Origin of the sequence: Rhizobium sp. CBN3, from assembly GCF_030518245.1 — a bacterium.
GTDB lineage: Bacteria > Pseudomonadota > Alphaproteobacteria > Rhizobiales > Rhizobiaceae > Rhizobium > Rhizobium aethiopicum_A.
This window is the reverse complement of record NZ_JAULSE010000002.1, coordinates 105297-127164: the sequence shown is the minus strand read 5'-3', so window position 1 is coordinate 127164 and position 21868 is coordinate 105297. Positions and strand designations below refer to the sequence as shown.

Below are 21868 nucleotides of genomic sequence, written 5' to 3'. Positions count from 1 at the left end.
AATGAATATCGGCGAAGCATCTGAGCGGTCCGGCCTGCCTTCGAAGACCATCCGCTACTACGAGGATATCGGCCTGATCCGCCCCGAAAGGGGCGGAAACGGCTATCGGGACTATGCTGCGGCCGATGTTCACAAGCTGCGCTTTCTGCAGCGTTCGCGCGGCCTCGGCTTCTCCGTCGAGGAATGCCGGCAATTGCTGGCGCTTTATGAGGACAAAGCCCGGGCGAGCGCCGATGTCAGGGACATTGCCGAGACGAAACTCGGGGAGATCGACCGCAAGATCCGCGAGCTCACGGAACTTCGCCGCACACTCGAGCATCTCGTGCATGCCTGCCATGGCAACGACCGGCCGGACTGTCCGATTCTCGAAGAGCTCTCGGACGGTCGCTGACCGCCTTAGAAACGCCGGAAGGCTAGCTGAACGTCCTGAAGGGAGCCTGCTCGGCGGGTTCGTCCTCGTCGCCGTCATCAAGCACGCCTTCATCGAGATGATGCTTGATCGCAAGCGCGTAGATCACGTCGAGAATATTGCGGTCCCTGAGATGAGGATCGGTCAGAGCGAGAAGAGAAGCCCTGACGATCTTCTTGCTGGTGGCTTTCGAGCACCGCGCCTTGACGAAATCATAGAGTGCCTCACCCGTCAGCCCTTCCATGGCGCCGTCCACGAGAGCTTCGTAGACCCGCTTCTTTTCCTTCATTCTTTATCTTCCCCTGCAAATCAGCGGCGTGATGATCTGTCATGTAATTGTCATAAACAATCGCCGATTTAGGGCGCACATGTGCTCGCGGGTGCTATTTCCCTCCGGTTCTTCGGCGGCAATCCGGCCGGCATGATTTTTTTATGCCGCCGGGAATAAAATCCGCCGCGCTTGCGTATACTCAAGCATGGAACGCAAAGACCGCCCCTTCGATGTCATCGGACAGCTTGCAGCGCTGAGGCGCTACGCTCGCGCGCTGGTGCGCAACTCGGATGAGGCGGAGGATCTGGTGCATGATGCTCTGGTGCGCGCCTTCGAGAAGAGAAAGAGCTTCCGAAGCGGCGGTAATCTGCGCACCTGGCTGCTTTCCATCCTGCACAATGCCCATATCGATCGTCTTCGCCGGAATCGGTCGCTGACGCGTCGCCACGACGAAGCGGTTGTCGAAGCCGAGCAGTCGCTGCCGGCCGGCCAGGAACATGCCGTGCGCCTGCAGCAGGTGCGCGACGCCTTCTTCGACCTGCCGGAGGAGCAGCGCGAGGCGCTGCATCTCGTTGCCATCGAAGACCTTTCCTATCAGGAAGCCGCTAATGCGCTCGGTATTCCGATCGGCACGCTGATGTCGCGCATCTCCCGCGCCCGGGCGCAGCTGCGCGAATTCGAGGAGAAGACGCCGCGCGTTTCGCATCTCAAATTAATCGGAGGGAGCGGCAATGAAAGCAGTTGATCCGATCATCGATGCCGATCTCGACGCCTATGTGGATGGCGAGCTCGATGTCGCCCGCCGTATTCAGGTCGAGTCCTATCTCTCGGAGAATCCAGCGATTGCCGCTAAGGTTATGGCCGATCTCAGCATGAAGGGTGAGCTGCGCCTGGCGCTTGCCGGCGAAAATGCCTTCGGCCGTGCCGAGACCCGCGATGCCGCTCGCCGGCTGGAACGCGGCCTTTCCTATGGCCGCATCCTCCAGTCCATGCAGCGCATCGCCGCCGTCGGCATTCTGGTCACCGCCGGCTGGGTGGCGCATAATTCCTTCGGCGCCTTTTCGGCGACCGAGGTGGCTGCTTCCGTTCCGGCCCCCGCCTATGTCGAGGATGCCGTCCGCGCCTATCAGACCGCGGCCCTGCGCGCCTCGATGCCGTCGCAGACCCCGACCAGCTATAGCGCCGAGGACATACGCGCCGCCACCGCGATCGTCATGCCCGAATTGCCGAAAGACTGGAAGATCGCCGACGTGCAGATATTCCCGTCCGAATTCGGCCCGAGCGTCGAGATGGCGATCAAGTTGGCCGATGGAAAGCGGCTCTCGCTTTTCGCCGTCCGTCCGGGAGCCTTCGAGGTCCGGCCGGTCAGCCATCTCGCACTCGAAAAAGCGGAAGCCGCCTATTGGCAGATCGGCGAGGTCGCCTATGCGCTGATCGCCGACGATAGCGGACTCAATCTCGATCAGGCGGCCGAACGACTCGCCCGTTCGCTCTACTAGTTCAAACCGAGGAGATCAGCATGAACCCGATCAATCCCCGATACGGAGCCGTCGCCGGCTCACAGGCCCTCTTCGACGAGGGTCTGCGCCAGCATATGCTGCGCGTCTACAACTATATGGGCCTTGGGCTCGTCATAACGGGCATCGTTGCCTTCATCGTCGGCTCGACGCCGGCGCTTTATGTACCGATCTTCGGCTCACCGCTGAAATGGGTGGTGATGCTGGCGCCGCTCGCCTTCGTCTTCTTCTTCTCCTTCCGCATCCAGACGATGTCGGCGAGCACCGCCCAGATCACCTTCTGGGCCTTCTGCGCCGTGATGGGCCTGTCGCTTGCCTCCGTCTTCCTGGTCTTCACCAAGACGAGCATCGCCCAGACCTTCTTCATCACCGCGGCCATGTTCGGCTCCATCAGCCTTTACGGCTACACGACCAAGCGTGACCTCTCGAAGATGGGCTCGTTCCTGATGATGGGCCTCTTCGGCATCATCATCGCCGCCATCGTCAACATCTTCCTGGGCTCGAGCGCGCTGCAGTTCGCTATTTCGGTGATCGGTATCGTCGTTTTCGTCGGTCTGACTGCCTACGACACCCAGAACATCAAGGAACAATATTCGGAAAATTACGATCAGGAATCGAACCAGAAGCTTGCCGTCTTCGGTGCGCTCTCGCTCTACCTGAACTTCGTCAACATCTTCCAGCTTCTGCTCAACTTCACCGGCGAGCGGGAATAGGATCGCGCTTCTGGGGGCAATGGAAGCGCAAGAGCGTCCGGTCTGCAATCTGTGACAGGATCGCAGACCGGGCGTTCACTCTCAAAGACACGGCCGGACGTCGACCCGGCCGTATTTTTTATTTCAGATGATGCCCCATGCGCGATAGCGGCCGCGGCCGGTGATTTCACGAATGCCAATCTCGTTGACGAGGTTCAGCGCGCCGCGCGGCGTGATGCGCAGATGACGGGCGATCATCGCTGCCGATACCATCGGCCGCGACAGGATGAAATCGGCAAGCTCCGGCAGGCTGCTGTTCGAGCGACGGCCGCGAAAGCGCAGCTCCATTTGCGTGCGGGCCAGCGACAACCGATCGATTTCCTTGAGGCCGGCCGCCGCAGCCAGCTGCATCGCTTCGAGAAAAGCTTGCAGCCGCGTCGCCCGGTCGCGGGCCCGACGCCGCTCGTGGCGCACCAATTTCAGCCCGCCGTAAAAGGAAAAGAGATGCGAAGCGACCTTGCCGCGGGCGCGCAGGTAGCTTTCGACCAGAAGCCCGCCGAGCCAATGCTGACGCCGCAAAGGCTCGATCCTGTCCCAGGCTTCGAACAGGATGACGGCGCCGAGAACCGGCGGCAGGCTGTCGGCCAAGGGCAGCACGCCCCGCCACTCCGCGAGCCGCTGCTCCTCATCCCATTCCTCGTCGCCCAACAGGCCGAGAGGGTCATCGTTGCGCTTGACTGGAGATATTGCGGCCGCCTCGCCGGACGGCGCTTTGCCCGTATGGATGTCGATGAGCTTCTGCGAGCGGGCAAGAATCGCATCGATCTCGGCCAACTCGGCAGCGAGCGGCGCATCTTCATTCTCGCCCTCTTCGTCGGCCCCGACCGCAATCGCCTGGCTCTTGGCCTCGTGAGTGATGCCCTCCCCTTCCCCCGCGGTCGCGGTCAGCGTTGCCAGCCCCGAGGCGCCGAGCGCCCAGGACGGTTCGCCGGTCCAGATGCGCCGACGCGTCCGCAGCACCGAATGGGCGATCGTCAGTTCGTGGCTGGGAGCGCGGCTATCCATATGCGCGTCGTGCAGAACGAGGTCCTCGACGTGGACGAGCTCGCCGGCGACCCATAGCGCACCTGCGGCATCGAAGAAGTGGCTGCGTTCGGCAAATCCCTCACCAACCGACGAGCGCAACACCCGCTCGTCCAGCCGCGCTACCGCATCCTCCGCCGCGGCAAGCAATGGCAGCAGGGTTTGGAGCATTACACCGTCGATATCGTAGCGCATTGTTAAGCTTTGCGGTTTTTCACAAATGGAAGCAAAAGGGCAGTTTTCTTCCGCCATCTATGACATGGTTAACGGTTCGTTTCAACAAAAGTGCGGGAAGGAAGCGAAGAAGATGGCCGATGGCCGATCCACAATCCCTTTAACCGCTGCGACTGGCGCGAAGCTTTTGGGCCGTTCATCCCGTTTTTCTCGCCATCGGGGGACCATTGGCCCGCATCAACGCCATCAACATCGGACCGAGCGAGAACTCACCGCGCTCCGCTCGCCGCGTCAGATCACGCAGGTAGCCGCCCGCCGAATTGATATGGCCGCCGCGTTCCAGAATGCAGGCGATCACAGTGGCAGCATTTTCCGGCCCCATGACATCGCAGGCCTGCTGATAGGCGCTGGGGCTGACGCCGAGGGTTGAACGGACGACGACGGCGGCGGCCATCAAATCCCGCCAGCTGCCGATGCCGCCGCCCGGCCCATAGGCAACAATCTCGGGGCAGGCCTGCAGCACCATGGCAAGGGGGAAGGATTTCGGCGGCTCCCGCCGCGGCCGCGGTTCTTCCTCCGGCTTTGCGCCCCGCTTCGGTTCGAAGCTTGGTTCAAGTTCAGATATGGGGTGTGGGTTTGAATTATGTATGTGCCGACCGTTTCGGCTGTCATTGGCGTCTGTTTTTTTTGCTTTTGTGTTCGATTCCAGCGTCTTGACGATCAGTTCGCGGAAGGCTTCGAGATCGGTCAGCAGGTTCTGGAGCTCCGCGGTCGATGGACGGCGCGGCAGGCTTGCCGAGAGGCGATTGAAATGCTGCTGCATCTCGATCCATTCGCCGGCAATTTCTTCTTCCAGCGCGATCTCGATGAGCTTGGTGATGTCACGCCGGCAAAGGCTCAGCCGCTCTCTCAGGCGCTTCCATTCGAGCTTGTCGGCCAGCACCTGCGCCGCCTGGGCTTCGATCTCGCGAGCGCGCACGAGGAGTGGCGCCAGGCTGAAGCCGAAGGCCTCCCCGAGCCCGCCCTCGCCGTTGCGGCGGGCAAACCGTTTTCCGTTCGGACTGTCCCGCCGGATGATCAGGCCGGCCTCCACCAGCATCGCCAGGTTTCGGCGCAGCGTGGTGCCGGCCATGCCATGGGTGCGCAGTGACAATTGCTCGTTCGACGGAAAGACCACGAAACCGTTGGCCTCGGCAATCTCGTTCTTCGGATAGAAGGTCAACAGCGCGTTGAGAACGGCAAGCGCCCGGTCGGACACGCCGATCATGCTCTTTGCTTCGCAGAGCGCGCGAAAGATCTTCCATTTGTCGACCGATGCGTCCGGATCGACTTTGCTGGCATTTTCCTGGCTTGCCAGCATGCCAAGCGTCATCGATCGCCGCCCAAAGGGCGTCGATACATATTGAGGCTCCATGTCCCTCACCTTTTTTCAAGGCAAAAGAAATCTACCACCCAAAAGGATGCCGAAGATGCTTGACACTGATTCGAGGAAGTGCGATTCTCAGATTGTCCAGATATGAGAAAGGCTTCCGCGACGGCAACGTTCGGAGGCTTTTTTCTTTTGCGGCTTACTCTCCTGCTTGCAACTTGCCGGCCTGATAGGCTTCGTAAAGCTCATCGAGACGGCGTGAAATGTAAGCGCCGAAATCCGGCGCGTCGCCGGTTTTCAACGCGATCGTGAAGGAATTGCCGGCGCTCTTGATTCGGCCGGCAATCTTGCCGCCGCTCTTCGGCTTCCAGTCATATTCCGTGGGCTCCGGCTTCGCTTCTTTCCTGGCAACTTCGGCGACCAACAGCTCGAATCGGCGGTCGCTCTCCTCCGCCTTGAACCGATCCGAGGCGATGAGCTTCGCAAGCCGCGCCACCGTCGTCCCATTCCAGTCCTGGGCAAGCGCCATCCACTTGCGTCGTCCGATACCGGGTGCGTCCCCCACCGACCTAATGATTTCGGCCGGAATGGCCTTGGCGACCGACAACAGCTTCGATAGCTCGGTCTTATCAGTGGACAGCGCCTTCATGATAACGGGACGCTCAAAGCCCTTGAGCTCGAGATTGAGAGCAAAGACGGCGCGTTCGATATAGGAAAGGTTCCGGCGCGCCGAATTCTCGATGCCCTGCGCAATGACGACATCGGTGTCGTCGAGCTGACGGACGATCGCCTGCACCTTACGCCCGAGCAGCTTGACGGCCTGCAGCCGGCGATGGCCGTAGGCGATCTGGTAACGCTCGCCGTCTTCGGGATGGCGCCGAACAAGGATCGGCACTTCCTGGCCATTGTCGGCAATCGACTGCACCAGCTCGTCCTCGCGATCGAGCGGCTGGTCGGCAAGGCGATCGCGGACGAAGGATGAATCGATCAGGTCGGGATCGAGTTCGACGATGCGCTCGCCGGAGAGCAAAGCCTCCTGCATCGCCCTGCTCTCCTCCTCCATGCGGCCAAGGGTCAGCGCCATTGTCCGAACCGGACCAGCCGATCCGCGCGAAGAAGGCTCCTCGTAGTTGGCCGCGGCCAACTCCTGCGCTGTATCGTCGAAAAGACCTTTCAGGCGATCGCGTCTGCTCATCTGCGGCCCCAGGCTTTGTGAATGCCGGCAAGAACCTCGCCATTGGCAGCGTTGACCGATTCCAGCGCCCGATCATAGGTCGAGCGGCGCACCTGCCCCTTCTCGATTTCAAAAAGCGTCTGTTTTGTCAGGCCGGCATCCGCGATTGCCGTCGATTTGAGAATGGTTGCCGTCAGCACGTCGTCGCCGAAGAGGCTGCGTAGCAGCGCAACAATCTGCGACTGCGGCGCATCGAAGGGTTCGTGGCGGGTGACGACATATTTGATGAAGTCGTGCTGCAGGTCGCCGCCCGCCCTGCGAACCACGGAGAGAAGATCCGAGGTCATCAGCAGGAACTGCGACATGGAGGCGACATCGACCATCTGCGGGTGGATGGTGATGAGCAGCGACGTGGCGGCGCAAACGGCACCGAGGGTGAGGTAGCCGAGCTGCGGCGGGCAGTCGATCACCACCACGTCGTAATCGGCCTCGACCTCGGCAATGGCGACGCCGACGCGACGGAAAAACAGCTCGGCCGGTTTCTGGCGGTCATTGAGCGCCCGCGGCGTCTCATGCTCGAACTCCATCAGTTCGAGATTGCCGGGCACCAGATCGAGTCCGTCGAAATAGGTCTTGCGGACGATCTCCTTCAGCGGCTTACGAGCTGCATCGTAGCGAATGGCACCATACAGCGTATCGCCGTCTGAAAGATCGAATTCCGGCTGAACGCCCAGCATGGAGGAGAGCGAGGCCTGCGGATCGAGATCGATCGCCAGCACCCGGTAACCCTCCAGCGCCAGATATTGCGCCAGATAGAGCGTCGTCGTCGTCTTGGCCGAACCGCCCTTGAAATTGGTGACGGCGACCGTCTGCAGCTTTTCGCCGGGGCGTCGCCACGGGAGGTAGCTCAGCGCATCCTTCGGCTTGAGATTCGCCATATAATGGCGCAATTCATTGATCTGCCCGAGCGTATAGGAGCGTCGACCATTCGAGGAAAGTTCCGGCTGCGGCCCCTTGCCATCCAGCGAAAGCTGACGAAGATACCCGTCAGAAACGCCGATCATCTGGGCGGCTTCGCCGGAAGAGAATGTGCGCAGCGTCTTCTGCGCAAGCGGCGGAAACAGCTTGTCGCGGAGGAGCTTCAGTTGCCGCGAAAGCTGGTTCGCATGCCGCTCGATCCGCACGTCTGTCGTCGATACGCTAATGTTGTCCAAAACACCCAATCCTTTTCGATGCGCTTTTCTGTCAACATAGCGTCAAAAAGCGTATCGAAAGTGACACGATTCGGGATTCACGGCAACAATAGGGGTCAAGCCGCCGTGGCGGGCGAGTTGGCCGCGGCCAACTCCCTGCCCCGCCCTTGCGGCCAGCCCGGTTTTTCGGCAATACCGCTTGGCCACACGGGGAAATATCCGCTTGAAGCATATCAATATCATCGGAATCGGCACGGGCAATCCGGAGCACGTCACCATACAGGCGATCAAGGCGATGAACGCCGCAGAGGTGATCTTCCTGCCGCTCAAGGGCGCCGGCAAAGAAGAGCTCGCCGAGATCCGGCGGGAGATCTGCAAGCGTTATGTTACCCGCTCAGGCGTCCGGATCGCGGAATTCGAGGTGCCGCAAAGGCAGACCGCAGACAGAAGCTACTCACAAAGCGTCGATGCCTGGCACGGCGAGATCGCCAATATCTATGGAGAATTGATTTCGGGGCTGCCAGACGGCGGCACCGGCGCCTTTCTCATCTGGGGTGATCCCAGTCTTTACGACAGCACGATCCGCATCATCGAACGCGTGCGCCAAGCAAACAGCATTGAATTCGACTACAGCGTCGTTCCCGGCATCACCAGCATCCAGGCTTTGGCGGCCAGCCACAAAATCCCGCTCAACCTCGTCGGCAAGCCGGTCGAGATCACCACCGGGCGGCGGCTGGCGCGGGATGGACTTCGCGGCGGCAGCACGGTCGTCATGCTCGATGGCGAACAGGCTTTTGCGAAGATCGACGATGCCGACGCCGAGATCTTCTGGGGCGCCTATCTCGGCACTCAGGACGAGATCATCCGATCGGGGCGGCTCGCAGACATCGCGGCCGATATTCAGGCGCTGCGGACCGAGGCGAGACAGCGGCACGGCTGGATCATGGACATATATCTTTTACGCAAGGGACGCGACTTCGAGGAATAGCCGCCGCCGTCATGTTTTGCCGCACAGGCCGCGATCATGTAAGGGATGATCAGAGGATTGAGAATGGGCACGAAGGCCGCCAAGGCAATCGACAGGACAGACGAGGCGGATCTCGATGATCGGCCGCCGGCGAAGCAACGCCCGCGCGGCGCCTGTCCGGCCCTTGCCGCACCGATGCCGACCGGCGACGGGTTGCTCGTACGACTGCGTCCGGCCGGTGGCGCCTTGACGCTGGCGCAATTCTCAGCGCTTGCCCGCTCGGCTGCGGAGCATGGAAACGGCATCGTGGAAATCACCGCGCGCGGCAACCTGCAGATCCGCGGACTACGGGCCGAGACCGTGAGACGTCTCACCGCCGATATTGATGCCGCCGGGATTGCCGTGCCGGACGGGCCGGCCATCGAAATATCGCCGCTGCACGGCATCGATCCCGAGGAAACGGGCGATCCGGAAGCGCTGGAAAAAACCTTGCGCAGCAAGCTCGCAGAGCTGCTCGCCTCGCCGCGGCTCGCGCCGAAACTCTCGCTCATCATCGACGGCGGCGGCGCATTCGGTTTGTCGGCGCTCTCGGCCGACATCCGTATCGTCGCACAGCCCGGCGCACAATGGCTCGTGACGATCAACGGCGACGGCGAGACGGCAACGCCGGTCGCGAAGGGCCCCATGGAGACAGCAATATCAGCCGTTGGCGAGATTCTCGATCTTCTGGCGGTGGGGCAGAGCAGGCGGGCGAGGGACATCGATCCGGCCCTTCTGCGGGCGCGGTTTCCCGCTATGGACGCCATCCGATTTCGTCCGTCGCATCAAGAACAAACGCCGCTTTCCGGCTTGCACCGACTGAAGAACGGGAAACACGTGCTTGGCGTGCGGCCGGAATTCGGCCAGATGAGGGCGCCCGATCTGACCGCCCTGCTCGACGACGCAAAAACTCATGGCGCAACAGCCATCCGGCTTGCGCCCGGCCGCGGCTTCTTCTTCACCGGCTTTCCGGCAGATGCGGCGCCGGCTCTGCAGATCACCGCGAGCAACCTTGGCTTTACCGTGCAACCCGGCGAGAAAAGCGAATATGTCGCTGCCTGCGCCGGCGCCGGCGCCTGCGGCTCCGCTTTCTACGAGACGAGAGCCATGGCGCGCCGCCTCATTGCCGCAGCACCCGTTCTCTTCGACGGATCTCTGACGATCCATCTCTCCGGCTGTTCGAAAGGCTGCGCCCATGCCGGGCCGGCGCTGACGCTGACCGGATCGGCGGATGGTTTCTGCCTCGTCATCAACGGCCTTGCCTCAGATCTACCGGATGAACGGATCGCTGGCGGTCGGATCGATTTCGCTATAGAGAGGCTCGCCCGGTCCATCGAAGACAACAGGAGCGCTGGCGAATCGGCCGCCGCCTGCCTTACACGGCTTGGCGCAACCAGCGCCGCGACAGGAATAGGAATGCCAGACTACGATTACATCCGCAGCGGCGACGCGATCTACGAGCGTTCCTTCGCGATCATCCGCGCCGAGGCAGATCTTTCGCCTTTCACCGAAGACGAGGCTGAAATCGCCGTTCGCATGATCCATGCCTGCGGGCTCGTGGAAGCGGCGAAGCATTTCGTCTTTTCCACCGATTTCGTCAGCACCGCGCGCGACGCGCTGAAGGCCGGCGCGCCGATTTTCTGCGATGCGGAAATGGTGTCGCACGGCGTCACACGGGCGCGGCTGCCGGCGCTGAACGAGGTGATCTGCACGTTGCGCGATCCCGCAACGCCGGAGCGCGCACGCGAGATCGGCAATACACGCTCGGCCGCCGCCATGCATCTCTGGCTCGATCGGCTCGGCGGGAGCATTGTCGCGATCGGCAACGCGCCGACCGCGCTCTTCCATCTTCTCGAACTCCTGCGCGACGGCGCGCCGAAACCGGCGGCGATCCTCGGCATGCCCGTCGGGTTCGTCGGCGCGGCGGAATCGAAGGATGCGCTGGCGGAAAATTCCTATGGCGTTCCCTTCGCCATCGTGCGCGGCCGGCTCGGTGGCAGCGCCATGACGGCGGCCGCCATCAATGCGCTGGCGAGGCCGGGCCTATGACGACACCAGGCCGTCTCATCGGCGTCGGCACGGGTCCCGGCGACCCGGAGCTTCTGACCCTCAAGGCCGTGCGCGCCATCGAACGCGCGGATGTCATCGCTTACTTTGCCAAGCAGGGCAGGGGCGGTAACGGCAAGGCGATCGTCGAGCCGTTGTTGAAACCTTGGGTCACTCTGCTGCCGCTCTACTATCCCGTCACCACCGAGATCGACAAGAATGACGAACGCTATCAGAGCCTGATTACCGAGTTCTACGACCGGTCTGCAAGAGACATCGCCGGGCATCTCGACGCCGGGCGCACCGTCGCCGTTCTCAGTGAAGGCGACCCGCTCTTCTACGGCTCCTATATGCACCTGCATGTCAGGCTTTCCACGCACTACCCTACCGAAGTGATCCCCGGCATCAGCGCCATGTCGGGCTGCTGGTCGCTGGCCGGCATGCCGATTGTCCAGGGCGACGACGTACTTTCCGTACTGCCCGGTACGATGGCCGAGAGCGAACTGACGCGGCGCCTTGTCGATACGCAAGCTGCCGTCATCATGAAGGTCGGCCGCAATCTGCCGAAGATCCGCCGGGCGCTTTCGGCAGCCGGCCGGCTAGCGGACGCCGTCTATGTCGAGCGCGGCACTATGGCGAATGCGGCGATGGAGAAGCTTGCCGACAGGAGCGACGGCGATGCGCCCTATTTCTCGCTCGTGCTGGTGCCGGGCTGGGAGGGCAGCCGATGAGTGGCAGGCTTTTCGTCATCGGCACCGGTCCCGGCAATCCCGAGCAGATGACGCCGGAAGCGCTGGCCGCCGTCGAGGCGGCGACGGATTTCTTCGGCTACGGACCTTATCTCGACCGGCTGCAGCTCCGCTCCGATCAGCTGCGGCATGCGTCTGACAATCGCGAGGAGCTCGACAGGGCAGGGGCGGCGCTTTCCATGGCAGCGGATGGCGCCAACGTCTGTATCGTCTCCGGCGGCGATCCCGGTGTCTTCGCCATGGCCGCTGCCGTCTGCGAGGCGATCGAGAATGGGCCGGCGGCGTGGCGCGCCGTCGACCTTACCGTGCTGCCCGGCGTCACGGCGATGCTGGCGGTGGCCGCAAGAGCCGGCGCGCCGCTTGGCCACGATTTCTGCGCAATATCACTATCAGATAACTTAAAGCCTTGGAATATCATAGAAAACCGGTTGGGTCTGGCGGCAAAAGCGGGCTTCGTCATCGCGCTCTATAATCCGATCAGCCGGGCGCGGCCGTGGCAACTCGGCGAGGCTTTCAAGCTGCTGCGCGACTATCTGCCGGCAAGGACCCCGGTGATTTTCGGGCGCGCGGCCGGGCGGGCAAACGAGCGCATTGCGGTGCAGCCGCTATCGCAAGCGGATGCATCGATTGCCGATATGGCGACCTGCATCATCATCGGCTCCACCGAAACGCGGATCGTCGCCCGCTCCGGCAAGCCGGACCTGGTCTACACGCCACGTTTCATGGCGGGGGGAAAGAGGTGATCGATCGCCGCAAGCGCCGCCTCGACGGTTTCGACCGATGTGATGATTGGCGACGGCGCACGCGCCACCATCATCACCTCGATGCCGAGCAGGCGCGCCGCCTCGATCTTTGCATAGGTGGCCGTGCCGCCGCTGTTCTTGGCAATGATGACATCGATATGATGCCGCCTCAGCAAAGTGCATTCGCTTTCCAGCGTAAAGGGACCGCGGTCGAGGATGTATTCGACATTTGCAAGCCGAAGCGGCCGTTCGACGGGGTCGACGCTGCGGATGAGATAGTGATGTTGCGGCGCCACTTCTGCGTGGTGAGCGCCCTGCCGGCCCGTCGCCAGGAAGACATGGCGGGGAGATTGGCCGAGCGCTGCGATGGCCGCCGGGATGCTCTGCGCTTCCCGCCAGCGATCGCCCGGCAAGCGTTGCCATCCGGGACGGCGCAGAGCGATCGCAGCGATAGCGGCGGCCTCGGCCGCGAAGGCGGCATTTTTGGAAATTCGTTCAGCGAAAGGGTGCGTGGCGTCGATCAGCAGCCCGTAACTGCCGGCTTTCAGAAACTCGGCCAGCGCCATGGCACCGCCGAAACCACCGATACGGACCGGAACAGGCTGCACGGCCGGTTTCTCGGTACGTCCTGCCAGCGACAGCAGAATATCGCAATCATCACGCGCCGCGAGCGCTTCGGCGAGCAGACGCGCTTCGCTCGTGCCGCCGAGAATCAGGATGCGAAGTCTTCCCATGTCTGATGTCTTTCCCACTTGCTGCAAGCGCTGGCTGACTATTATCGGCATCGGCGAAGATGGTCCAGCAGGGCTGGGCGAGGAGGCGAAGAGGCTGATCGCCACAGCACCCGCGGTTTTCGGCGGAGCGCGGCACCACGCGCTTGCCGCATCGCTGATATCGGGCGAAAAACTTGCCTGGCAGAGCCCGTTCGAGCGCTCAGTCGATGCCGTCCTTGAACGGCGCGGCACGCCTGTCGTCGTGCTCGCCTCCGGCGATCCGTTTCTCTATGGCGTCGGCGCAACCCTCTGCCGCCGTGTCGCGGCCGAAGAGATGCGTGTCATTCCGGCGCCTTCGGCCTTCAGCCTTGCCGCGTCCCGGCTCGGCTGGCCGCAGCAGGACGTGACGACGATCTCGCTGCACGGACGCCCGCTCGACCTGGTCCGACCGCATCTGCACTCCGGGCGGCGCATCATTGCTCTGACCTCTGATGAGAAGGGACCCGACGCGCTCGCAGCCTTGCTTGTCACCACCGGCTTCGGTCAGTCGAGACTTACCGTGCTAGAAGCCTTGGGCGGTGCGCGGGAACGGCAGAGATGCGTCGTGGCGGCGCATTTCGATCTCGCTGACATTGACCCTCTGAACGTCTGCGCGCTCGAGATCACGGCAGGGGAGGGGGCTCGCATCCTATCTTTTGCCGCGGGTCTCGAAGATGATTTGTTCGAGCATGACGGTCAGATCACCAAACGCGAGATCCGGGCGATGACGCTTTCGGCGCTTGCGCCACGTCACGGCGAACTGCTTTGGGATGTCGGCGCCGGCTCGGGATCGATCGGCATCGAATGGATGCTGTCTGATCCCAGCCTGAAGACGATCGCCGTCGAGCAATCGCCGGAGCGGGCGGCGCGGATTGCCCGCAATGCATCCGACTTCGGCGTGCCGCATCTCGCCGTCGTCGAGGGTTCGGCGCCCGATGCGCTGCGAGGCCTGCCGGAACCGGATGTGATCTTCCTCGGCGGTGGCGGCAGCGAAGCTGATGTCATCGACATTGCCATCGCCGCGCTGAAGCGGGGAGGGCGGCTCGTCGCCAATGCCGTGACGCTTGACATGGAAGCGGTATTGATCGCCGAGCATGCAAAACGCGGCGGCTCCCTCACACGGATCGAAATATCGCGCGCTGCGCCGCTCGGCAGCATGAGCGGCTGGCGGCCGGCGATGCCGGTAACGCAATGGCGCTGGACGAAAGGATAACGGGATGACGGTGCATTTCATTGGCGCGGGACCGGGCGCTGCGGATCTGATCACGGTGCGTGGCCGCGATCTCATCGCCCGCTGCCTGGTCTGCCTTTATGCCGGCTCGATCGTCTCGCCGGAACTGCTGCAATATTGCCCGTCTGGCGCGCGCATCGTCGATACTGCCCCGATGTCGCTCGATGAGATCGAGGCGGAATATCTCCGCGCCGCTGCCGCCGGCCAAGACGTCGCCCGGCTCCACTCCGGCGACCTCTCCGTCTGGAGCGCGGTGGCCGAGCAGGTGCGCCGGCTGCAGAAGCACGGCATCGCCTATACGATGACCCCGGGTGTTCCGGCCTTTGCCGCTGCGGCCGCAGCACTCGGGCGCGAACTGACGATCCCGGCCGTCGCCCAAAGCCTGGTGCTGACCCGCGTGTCCGGCCGCGCTTCGCCGATGCCGAATGAAGAGACGCTGGCGAAATTCGGCGCGACGGGCGCTACACTGGCGATCCATCTGGCGATCCATGCGCTGAAACAAGTGGTCGACGAGTTGACGCCGCTCTACGGCGCAGACTGCCCGGTCGTCATCGTCGTCAAGGCCTCCTGGGCGGACGAGCGCATCCTTTCCGGCACGCTCTCTGATATCGAGGCAAAGGTTGCGGCTGAACCGATCGAACGCACGGCGATCATCTTCGTCGGACCGTCGCTCGCGGCGGAAGATTTTCGCGAGAGCTCGCTCTATGATCCGGCCTATCAGCGTCGGTTCAGGGGCCGGGAATAACGTCTCACGATCGGCCGCTCGCCAGCGACCGATCGTGAAGAGAACGTGCGTCGGGCCTCAGACCCGCGCGGTCAGATAATCTATGCTGGCGCGCAGCGCAGCGGCCGGATCCTTGAGCGCATGAACTTCCGCAGCAAAAGGTTCGAAGGAGAACGGGCCCTTATAGCCCGCCTGCAGCAACGCCTTGATCTGCCCGGCATTGTCGAGCCGGTCGTCGCCGTCCACGAGCACGCGATGGGAGTCACGCATATCGGCAACGGAAACCGAGGGATCGCTGACGCCGGAAATGTGCACGAGGCCGGCGAGCTCGGGGAAGGTTGCTGCTTCGCCGGCAAGGTGATGGTGGAACGTGTCGTGGACGAGCTTGAAGGTCGACTGCACGCCGAGTTCCCTGATCGCCTCGGCCGCCTCGGTCTTCGAACGCAGCGAGCAGATCTCGAAACCGAGCGGCTCGACGAGGCCGATGATGCCGGCTTTGTCGACCATCGGCTTCAGTGCTGCCAGGGACTGGCGCAGATTGGCCTGGCGTTCGCCGTCGGCGCAGCCTGTGCCATCGTTCTTCGGAACGAGGACCAGCGCCTTGGCGCCACAGGCGGCGGCATAGTCGATCAGTTCCTGCGCTTCCCTGGCGCGGGTTTCGTTCCATTCGTTGAAGCGCTGCAGGGCGTTGATCGAAATGATCGTCAGCCCGTGGCGGGCGGCGGCTTCTCTGATCGCTTCGGGTTTGGTGCCGTCGAGAATGGCATTGCCGGAAAGGTCGTTGCGGATCTCAACGGAATCAATGCCGAGCGACTTTGCCAGCGCGAAGAAATCGTCGACAGCAAGCGACGGCGCGGCCATGTGGTTGAGGGCAAAGCGGATCGAAGTCATGACGGGTATATCCTCCTCGTCTCCGCGACAGAAGCGGAGCAGTACTCGTGAATGGGCGAGCGAATCTCTATCCGAATTTGCCGGGCAATCCATCCGTCATTGCCGGCGCCCGCCCTCATTGCTGAAAGAATTTCAGGCGGAATGATAGAATTCCATCACTCCTCAGATATTCTCGGAAATATAGATATCGAAAGGCAGGAAGGATTGGCCGGGAACGGCAGCCTCACCATGTTCTATCGCGCCGAGCATCAGCGATAAGAGCTCCTTGCAGAGAGCGGGCAGGGGAGTGGCGACCACCATGGTGACGATGTCATCGGCGAGACCAGCCTTGCTCTCCGGCGTCAACTCATTGACGACAAGCACGATCCGGCCGCCGACATCCTCTTCACGGAACGCCGAAATCGCCCCCTCCATGCCGCCGCCGCAGACATAAAGCCCGACGAGGTCGGGATGCTTCTGCAGCAGCGTCAGCGTTGCCTCATGGGTGATTTCGGCGGTCTCCAGGTTGATCAATGTTTCGACGACATCGAATTCAGGCGCATTCTCCCGGAAATAGGAGCGGAAACCGATCTCCCGCAGTTCATGGCCGTGGAAGCGGTGACTGCCGACAAAACAGGCGACCTTGCCTGGCCTGTGCGCCGTGCGCGCAATCATCCACGCGGCGGTGCGTCCCACCTTGCGGTTGTTGACGCCGACATAGGCGTCGCGCACGCCGGTGGCGAGATCGGAGAGCAGCGAGAAGACGGGAATGCCGCGCTCCTTCAATTCCTCCACCGCGGTCGTCACCGCGGGATAGTCCGGGCCGACGACGGCTACGGCCTGATTGCGGGCGCCGAGCGATTTGATCTTCTCATTGATGGCGGCAGGGGTCGTCGCAGACGGGTATTCGATCTGGACCTGGAGACGGGCGGTGGTGACGGCGCGCGCCGCTGTTTCGATTTCGCGGGCGAAGGTCTGATAGAAGGCCTGCGTCGGCTTCTGCAACAGGAAGGCGAGCTTGTATTGCGGCAGATCTTCGAAGACGCGCTGCCGGATGAGTCCGACGGCGTGATAACCGATCTCCTGCGCCGCATCATAGACCCGCCGCGCCGTTTCCTCACGCACACGATGACGAGCGTTGAGAACGCGGTCGACAGTGGCGACGCTGACGCCGGAGGCGCGGGCAAGATCGGAGATGGTGGGACGGCGCATGGTGTTCCTGATGTATTCGCTCATGGATGCGAGCCATTCATGATGGCTTTTGATAGATTACATCAAGCCTGCATTGAGCGTCGCCCAAAGTCAACCTATTCTCCGGGCAACGGCATAGGGAGGCGGATAATGGCGAGCCAGACAAAGAAACGTGACTACGACCTGCTCGGTGAAAGCGGCCGCACCGCGGTGGAGACGGGACTGGCGGCTGCCGAATGGTATCACACCGAGATTCCGCGCAAGGAGATGAAGGCGCTGATGCAGCGCTCCGATGCGTCGGCCATCCGTGACACGGTCATCTGGCTCGGCAGCATGCTGGTCTTTGCCAGTCTCGGCATCTATTTCTGGGGTTCCTGGATCGCGCTGCCCTTCTTTCTCGCTTACGGCGTGCTCTACGGCTCGGCCTCCGACAGCCGCTGGCATGAATGCGGTCACGGCACCGCCTTCAAGACGCGCTGGATGAACGACGCCGTCTACCAGATCGCCTGCTTCATGATCATGCGCAATCCGGTGACCTGGCGCTGGAGCCATACGCGCCATCATACCGATACGGTCATCGTCGGCCGCGATCCGGAGATCGCCGTCATGCGACCGCCGGACCTATTCCGACTGATCCTCAATTTCTTCGGCATCCTCGATGTCTGGCATGCGATGGTCGACATGCTGCGCAACGCCTTCGGCGTCATCAGCGCGGCGGAAAAGACCTTCATTCCGGAGATGGAGCAGCCGAAGGCGATCCGCGTCGCCCGCATCTGGCTGGCGATCTATCTGGCGACGATCGCCGTCGCGGCGGCCACCGGCTCGATCCTGCCGCTGATGCTGTTCGGCCTACCGCGCCTCTACGGCGCCTGGCACCACGTGCTGACCGGGCTCCTGCAGCATGGCGGCCTTGCCGACAACGTCATCGATCACCGGCTGAACAGCCGCACGGTCTATATGAACCCCATCAGCCGTTTCATCTATTGGAACATGAACTACCACGTCGAACATCACATGTTCCCGATGGTGCCCTATCACGCGCTGCCCCGGCTGCACGCAATGATCAAGCACGATCTGCCGGCGCCGAATCCGTCGATCTGGTCGGGCTACCGCGAGATGATCCCGGCTTTCCTGCGCCAGCTGCGCAACGAGGATTATTTCCTGAAGCGCGAACTGCCGGCCACCGCGCGGCCCTACCGCGAGGAATTCCACAACGAACTCGCCCCGGCGGCGCAATAATCACAATCGAGGGAGGTTAAAGATGAGCGGAAACTGGATCGAAGTCTGCGGCAAGGACGAGATCGACGAAGAGGATGTCATCCGCTTCGATCACGGCGGGCGCACCTTCGCGGTCTACCGCAGCCCCGACGACGAATTCTTCGCCACCGACGGGCTCTGCACGCATGAACAGATCCATCTCGCCGACGGGCTTGTCATGGATGAAATCATCGAATGCCCGAAACATAACGGCCGCTTCAACTACAAGACGGGCGAAGCCAAGGGTGCGCCGGTCTGCGTCAATCTCAAGACCTATCCGGTCAAGATCGAAGGCGACACCGTCTTCATCGCTGTCTGAGGGAGGCTGATGTGGCTCATTTCGTCATCCTCGGTGCGGGCGAATGCGGTGCCCGCGCCGCTTTCGCTCTGCGGGAAAAAGGTTTTGCCGGCGAGATAACGCTTGTCGGCGCCGAACCCCTTCATCCTTATGAACGGCCGCCGCTTTCCAAGGCCGCTGCAGCCGATGCCGGCAATCCGAAATTCATCGCCACTGCGGAAAAATACACCGAGAGCGGCATCCGGCTGCTGACCGGTGTTGAAGCCAGGGATTTCGATCCTGCCTCCCGGACCGTCCTGCTTTCGGATGGCACCGCACTCTCCTACGACAAGCTTCTGCTGGCGACGGGCGCGACCGCGAGATCGTTCCCCGGCGCTCCGGAAGGCAATCCGCATATCCGTTCGCTGAGGACGCATCACGATGCGGCCGCTCTGCGAGAGGCGATGAAGCCGGGGCGGCATATCGCCATTATCGGCGGCGGCTTCATCGGGCTGGAACTTGCCGCGACGGCGCGCCTGCTTGGCGCCGACGTCACCGTTATCGAGGGGCTGGAGCGCGTGCTGAAACGCGGCGTGCCGGAGGAGATCGCCCATCTGCTCACCGAACGCCACCGCGCCGAAGGCGTCGATATCCGCTGCGGCGTCTCGATCGAGGTGTTGACCGAGGAAGACGGGAAGGCCGTCGTCAAACTGTCGACAGGCGAGGCGGTAGAGGCCGATCTCGCCTTGGTCGGCATCGGCGCGCGGCCGAATGTCGACATCGCCGAAAGGGCGGGGCTTACAATCGAAAACGGCATTGCCGTCGATACCTATCTCCGGACCTCGGCGCCTGATATCTTTGCCGCCGGCGACTGCTGCTCCTTTCCGCTGCCGATCTATGGCGGCCGGCGGGTGAGGCTCGAATCCTGGCGCAATGCTCAGGAGCAGGGCACGTTGGCCGCAGCCAACATGCTCGGCCTCGACGAAGCCGTCTCATCCGTGCCGTGGTTCTGGTCGGATCAATACGACATGACGCTGCAGATGTCAGGCCTCGCCGAAGGGGCGGCCCTTCATCTGCGCCGCGACCTCGGCCCAGACGCCTTCATTCTCTTCCACCTCGACGCCGATGGCCGGTTGATCGCCACAAGCGGCATCGGACCGGGCAATGCCGTGGCGCGCGACATCAGACTTGCGGAAATGTTGATCGCGGCCGGCGCCCGTCCAGACCCTGCTGCGCTGACGGCAAGCAACGTCAAGCTGAAATCCCTTCTGGCCGCCTGAGCCGTCCAATATTTTCAAAGGAATTGATGATGAAAAAACATAAGCGTGCAACCGTTGCCGATCTGCTTGCGGAAAAGGGTAGGCGCCAGCTGACCATGCTGCGGGTCACTTCGCTCGAGGAGGCCGAAGCCGCCGAAAAGGCCGGGATCGACATCGTCTCGGTACCACCGTCGCTGCTCGGCCCGGTCTTCCGGGAGATCGCCCCCACGCCCTTCGCCATTCCGGGTCTCGAATATGGCGACCATGTCTCGGCGGAAGATTATCTGCGCGCCGCCTTCGCGGCGCTGAAGACCGGCGGCGATGCCGTCTATTGCGCCGCGAGCCTGCAGACGATCCGGCGCCTGCGAGACGAGGGCATCCCCGTCTGCGGCCATCTCGGGCTGATTCCCTCGAAAGCCACCTGGACCGGAGGCTTCCGCGCCGTCGGCAAGACGGCAGCAAGTGCGGCCGAGATCTGGCGGCAGACCAAAGCGCTCGAGGAGGCCGGCGCCTTCGCCGCCGAAATCGAAGTCGTGCCGGGAGATGTCGCCGCCGCCATCAGCAGCAACACCTCGATGCTGATGATCTCGATGGGCGCGGGCAGCGGCTGCGACGCTCAATATCTCTTCGCCGACGACGTGCTCGGCGCCAATCGCGATCATTATCCCCGCCATGCCAAGGTCTATCGCAACTTCGCCGCCGAACATGACCGGCTGCAGCGCGAGCGCATCGCCGCCTTCACCGAATTCGCCGAGGACGTCAGGACCGGCGCCTATCCGGAAAAGCGTCACTGCGTCGGTATCGACGAGGCCGAACTGAAGATTTTCCTCGACCGGCTGACTAACGAGACGGACAAGCGCTGACGCCTGCCCGGCGACTCCCTTCTTCCCAGCGGGAGAAGGGGAAAGTTGCATTGGCTTCCGTCGCCGGCTGTGGCAGGAATGATCCATTCGATTCATTCGGAACGGAGTATTCGCCCCCCTGTGACGATCGGCTTTGCGCATGCGGAACTGATTGCAGTGCTCGTCGCGGTGACGGGGGATGAGCCGCGCGTCATGACCATCCGCTCCGGCAACGCGCTACCGTCGGGCCCATTCGAAATGGGCCATCGTACCCTGCAATCGGGCTTGCGCGAGTGGGTGCAGGAGCAGACGGAACACCCGGTCGGCTATCTCGAACAACTCTATACCTTCGCCGATCGAGACCGGAACAACGAGATTCTTGGCGGGCGGACGATCTCGATCAGCTATCTCGGCCTCGTCAACGAGCAGGCCGGCGCCGGCCGGCCGGGATGGCACGGCTGGTACGACTATTTTCCCTGGGAAGACCATCGGCAGGGCAGGCCGGCCGTGCTGGACGAGATCGAGGCACGCCTCAGAAGCTGGGCGGATGCCGATCCGGCCCGGCGCGACCATCGCCATCGCCGCGCCGATTTCACCTTCGGCCTCGACGGCGGCGGCTGGAATGAGGATCTGGCCCTGCAACGCTATGAACTGCTTTATGAAGCCGGCCTCGTGGCCGAAGCCGGTTGCGGGGTCGAGGCCAATCTCGGCCGGGCGATGTTTGCCGATCACCGCCGCATTCTGGCGACCGGGATCGCCAGGCTGCGCGCCAAGATTAAATACCGCCCGGTCGTCTTTGAACTGATGCCGGAGAGTTTTACGCTTTTGCGGCTGCAGCGCACGATCGAGGCTCTGGCGGGGCTGACGCTGCACAAGCAGAATTTCCGCCGCCTGATCGAACAGCAGGAACTGGTCGAGGAAACCGGCGGAACCGAAAGCGAAACCGGCGGCCGGCCGGCCAAGCTCTTCCGCTTCCGCCACACCGTGCTCGAAGAACGGGCGCTCGCAGGAACGAAATTACCGCTCTCCCGCAATTGAC

Annotated in this window: 23 protein-coding genes and 1 pseudogene; 16 read left to right on the top strand and 8 right to left on the bottom strand. The window is 62.6% G+C overall.

The window, feature by feature from the left end:
* The first annotated feature begins 1 nt into the window (after position 1).
* Entirely contained in the window at positions 2-391 is a 390-nt protein-coding gene (gene cueR / locus QWJ46_RS03410; RefSeq protein WP_064808024.1) for a Cu(I)-responsive transcriptional regulator, read from the top strand.
* Positions 392-413: 22 nt separating this feature from the next.
* Here cueR and QWJ46_RS03405 read toward each other — a convergent pair whose 3' ends face one another.
* Entirely contained in the window at positions 414-698 is a 285-nt protein-coding gene (locus tag QWJ46_RS03405) for a hypothetical protein (RefSeq protein ID WP_302749020.1), read from the bottom strand.
* Between the two features lie 187 nt (positions 699-885).
* On the opposite strand from QWJ46_RS03405, the gene QWJ46_RS03400 reads away from it, so the two are divergent.
* The 3 genes from QWJ46_RS03400 to QWJ46_RS03390 are packed head-to-tail and all read left to right on the top strand — an operon-like array spanning position 886 to position 2910.
* Positions 886-1425 carry a sigma-70 family RNA polymerase sigma factor gene (locus QWJ46_RS03400; RefSeq protein WP_184458517.1) on the top strand — a complete coding sequence of 180 codons (540 nt, stop codon included), beginning with the start codon at positions 886-888 and terminating at the stop codon, positions 1423-1425.
* Positions 1412-2179 carry an anti-sigma factor gene (locus tag QWJ46_RS03395; protein WP_184458519.1) on the top strand — a complete coding sequence of 256 codons (768 nt, stop codon included), beginning with the start codon at positions 1412-1414 and terminating at the stop codon, positions 2177-2179. The genes QWJ46_RS03400 and QWJ46_RS03395 overlap by 14 nt, the downstream gene beginning before the upstream one ends.
* A 20-nt stretch (positions 2180-2199) precedes the next feature.
* Complete coding sequence (locus QWJ46_RS03390) at positions 2200-2910, top strand: Bax inhibitor-1/YccA family protein (protein WP_184458521.1); 711 nt, start codon at positions 2200-2202, stop codon at positions 2908-2910.
* Positions 2911-3033: 123 nt separating this feature from the next.
* On the opposite strand, the gene QWJ46_RS03385 is transcribed toward QWJ46_RS03390, so the two are convergent.
* From QWJ46_RS03385 to repA, 4 genes are all read right to left on the bottom strand, one after another.
* Positions 3034-4167: an RHE_PE00001 family protein gene (locus QWJ46_RS03385; RefSeq protein ID WP_302749017.1), complete on the bottom strand. Its 1134-nt coding sequence runs from the start codon at positions 4165-4167 to the stop codon at positions 3034-3036.
* Positions 4168-4342: 175 nt separating this feature from the next.
* Positions 4343-5560, bottom strand: coding sequence for a plasmid replication protein RepC (gene repC / locus QWJ46_RS03380; RefSeq protein WP_302749016.1), 1218 nt, complete (start codon positions 5558-5560; stop codon positions 4343-4345).
* A 154-nt stretch (positions 5561-5714) separates the two neighbouring features.
* Positions 5715-6710, bottom strand: coding sequence for a plasmid partitioning protein RepB (gene repB / locus QWJ46_RS03375; protein WP_302749015.1), 996 nt, complete (start codon positions 6708-6710; stop codon positions 5715-5717).
* Positions 6707-7903: a plasmid partitioning protein RepA gene (repA, locus tag QWJ46_RS03370; protein ID WP_302749013.1), complete on the bottom strand. Its 1197-nt coding sequence runs from the start codon at positions 7901-7903 to the stop codon at positions 6707-6709. The genes repB and repA overlap by 4 nt, the downstream gene beginning before the upstream one ends.
* Before the next feature lie 202 nt (positions 7904-8105).
* Between repA and cobF the strand changes: the two genes are divergently transcribed.
* The 5 genes and pseudogenes from cobF (at position 8106) to QWJ46_RS03345 (ending at position 12426) form a co-directional block, all read left to right on the top strand.
* The gene (gene cobF, locus QWJ46_RS03365) at positions 8106-8870 is read left to right on the top strand and encodes a precorrin-6A synthase (deacetylating) (protein ID WP_302749011.1); all 765 of its coding nucleotides are present in this window, start codon (positions 8106-8108) and stop codon (positions 8868-8870) included.
* Between the two features lie 63 nt (positions 8871-8933).
* Positions 8934-10283, top strand: a pseudogene (cobG, locus tag QWJ46_RS03360) (precorrin-3B synthase); the annotation flags it as partial.
* Between the two features lie 21 nt (positions 10284-10304).
* Complete coding sequence (locus QWJ46_RS03355) at positions 10305-10937, top strand: precorrin-8X methylmutase (RefSeq protein WP_184458529.1); 633 nt, start codon at positions 10305-10307, stop codon at positions 10935-10937.
* Positions 10934-11665 (top strand): precorrin-2 C(20)-methyltransferase, encoded by a 732-nt coding sequence (locus tag QWJ46_RS03350; RefSeq protein ID WP_184458530.1) that lies wholly within the window; start codon positions 10934-10936, stop codon positions 11663-11665. Before QWJ46_RS03355 ends, QWJ46_RS03350 begins: the two co-directional genes overlap by 4 nt.
* Positions 11662-12426: a precorrin-3B C(17)-methyltransferase gene (locus tag QWJ46_RS03345; protein WP_302749010.1), complete on the top strand. Its 765-nt coding sequence runs from the start codon at positions 11662-11664 to the stop codon at positions 12424-12426. Before QWJ46_RS03350 ends, QWJ46_RS03345 begins: the two co-directional genes overlap by 4 nt.
* Here the strand turns inward: QWJ46_RS03345 and QWJ46_RS03340 are convergent.
* Positions 12390-13160 (bottom strand): cobalt-precorrin-6A reductase, encoded by a 771-nt coding sequence (locus tag QWJ46_RS03340; RefSeq protein WP_302749008.1) that lies wholly within the window; start codon positions 13158-13160, stop codon positions 12390-12392. The genes QWJ46_RS03345 and QWJ46_RS03340 overlap by 37 nt on opposite strands.
* Here QWJ46_RS03340 and cbiE point away from each other — a divergent pair.
* On the top strand, positions 13159-14391 hold the full coding sequence (cbiE, locus tag QWJ46_RS03335) for a precorrin-6y C5,15-methyltransferase (decarboxylating) subunit CbiE (RefSeq protein WP_302749006.1): 1233 nt from the start codon (positions 13159-13161) through the stop codon (positions 14389-14391). The genes QWJ46_RS03340 and cbiE overlap by 2 nt on opposite strands.
* Before the next feature lie 4 nt (positions 14392-14395).
* Positions 14396-15154 carry a precorrin-4 C(11)-methyltransferase gene (gene cobM, locus QWJ46_RS03330; RefSeq protein WP_302749004.1) on the top strand — a complete coding sequence of 253 codons (759 nt, stop codon included), beginning with the start codon at positions 14396-14398 and terminating at the stop codon, positions 15152-15154.
* 57 nt (positions 15155-15211) lie between these two features.
* Here the strand turns inward: cobM and QWJ46_RS03325 are convergent, their stop codons facing one another.
* Together QWJ46_RS03325 and QWJ46_RS03320 are read right to left on the bottom strand one after the other, a co-directional pair.
* Positions 15212-16024 (bottom strand): TIM barrel protein, encoded by an 813-nt coding sequence (locus tag QWJ46_RS03325; RefSeq protein WP_302749002.1) that lies wholly within the window; start codon positions 16022-16024, stop codon positions 15212-15214.
* Positions 16025-16186: 162 nt separating this feature from the next.
* Entirely contained in the window at positions 16187-17215 is a 1029-nt protein-coding gene (locus tag QWJ46_RS03320; RefSeq protein WP_302749491.1) for a LacI family DNA-binding transcriptional regulator, read from the bottom strand.
* A 129-nt stretch (positions 17216-17344) separates the two neighbouring features.
* Here QWJ46_RS03320 and QWJ46_RS03315 point away from each other — a divergent pair, with 129 nt between their 5' ends.
* From QWJ46_RS03315 to QWJ46_RS03295, 5 genes are all read left to right on the top strand, one after another.
* Positions 17345-18433 carry a fatty acid desaturase family protein gene (locus QWJ46_RS03315; RefSeq protein WP_302749001.1) on the top strand — a complete coding sequence of 363 codons (1089 nt, stop codon included), beginning with the start codon at positions 17345-17347 and terminating at the stop codon, positions 18431-18433.
* Positions 18434-18455: 22 nt separating this feature from the next.
* The gene (locus QWJ46_RS03310) at positions 18456-18770 is read left to right on the top strand and encodes a MocE family 2Fe-2S type ferredoxin (RefSeq protein WP_138396202.1); all 315 of its coding nucleotides are present in this window, start codon (positions 18456-18458) and stop codon (positions 18768-18770) included.
* Positions 18771-18781: 11 nt separating this feature from the next.
* Positions 18782-20008: an NAD(P)/FAD-dependent oxidoreductase gene (locus QWJ46_RS03305; RefSeq protein WP_302748998.1), complete on the top strand. Its 1227-nt coding sequence runs from the start codon at positions 18782-18784 to the stop codon at positions 20006-20008.
* A 26-nt stretch (positions 20009-20034) separates the two neighbouring features.
* On the top strand, positions 20035-20850 hold the full coding sequence (locus QWJ46_RS03300; RefSeq protein ID WP_302748996.1) for a 3-methyl-2-oxobutanoate hydroxymethyltransferase: 816 nt from the start codon (positions 20035-20037) through the stop codon (positions 20848-20850).
* A 78-nt stretch (positions 20851-20928) separates the two neighbouring features.
* Positions 20929-21867, top strand: a complete 939-nt coding sequence (locus QWJ46_RS03295) for a hypothetical protein (RefSeq protein ID WP_302748995.1) — start codon at positions 20929-20931, stop codon at positions 21865-21867.
* Position 21868: the final 1 nt, after the last annotated feature.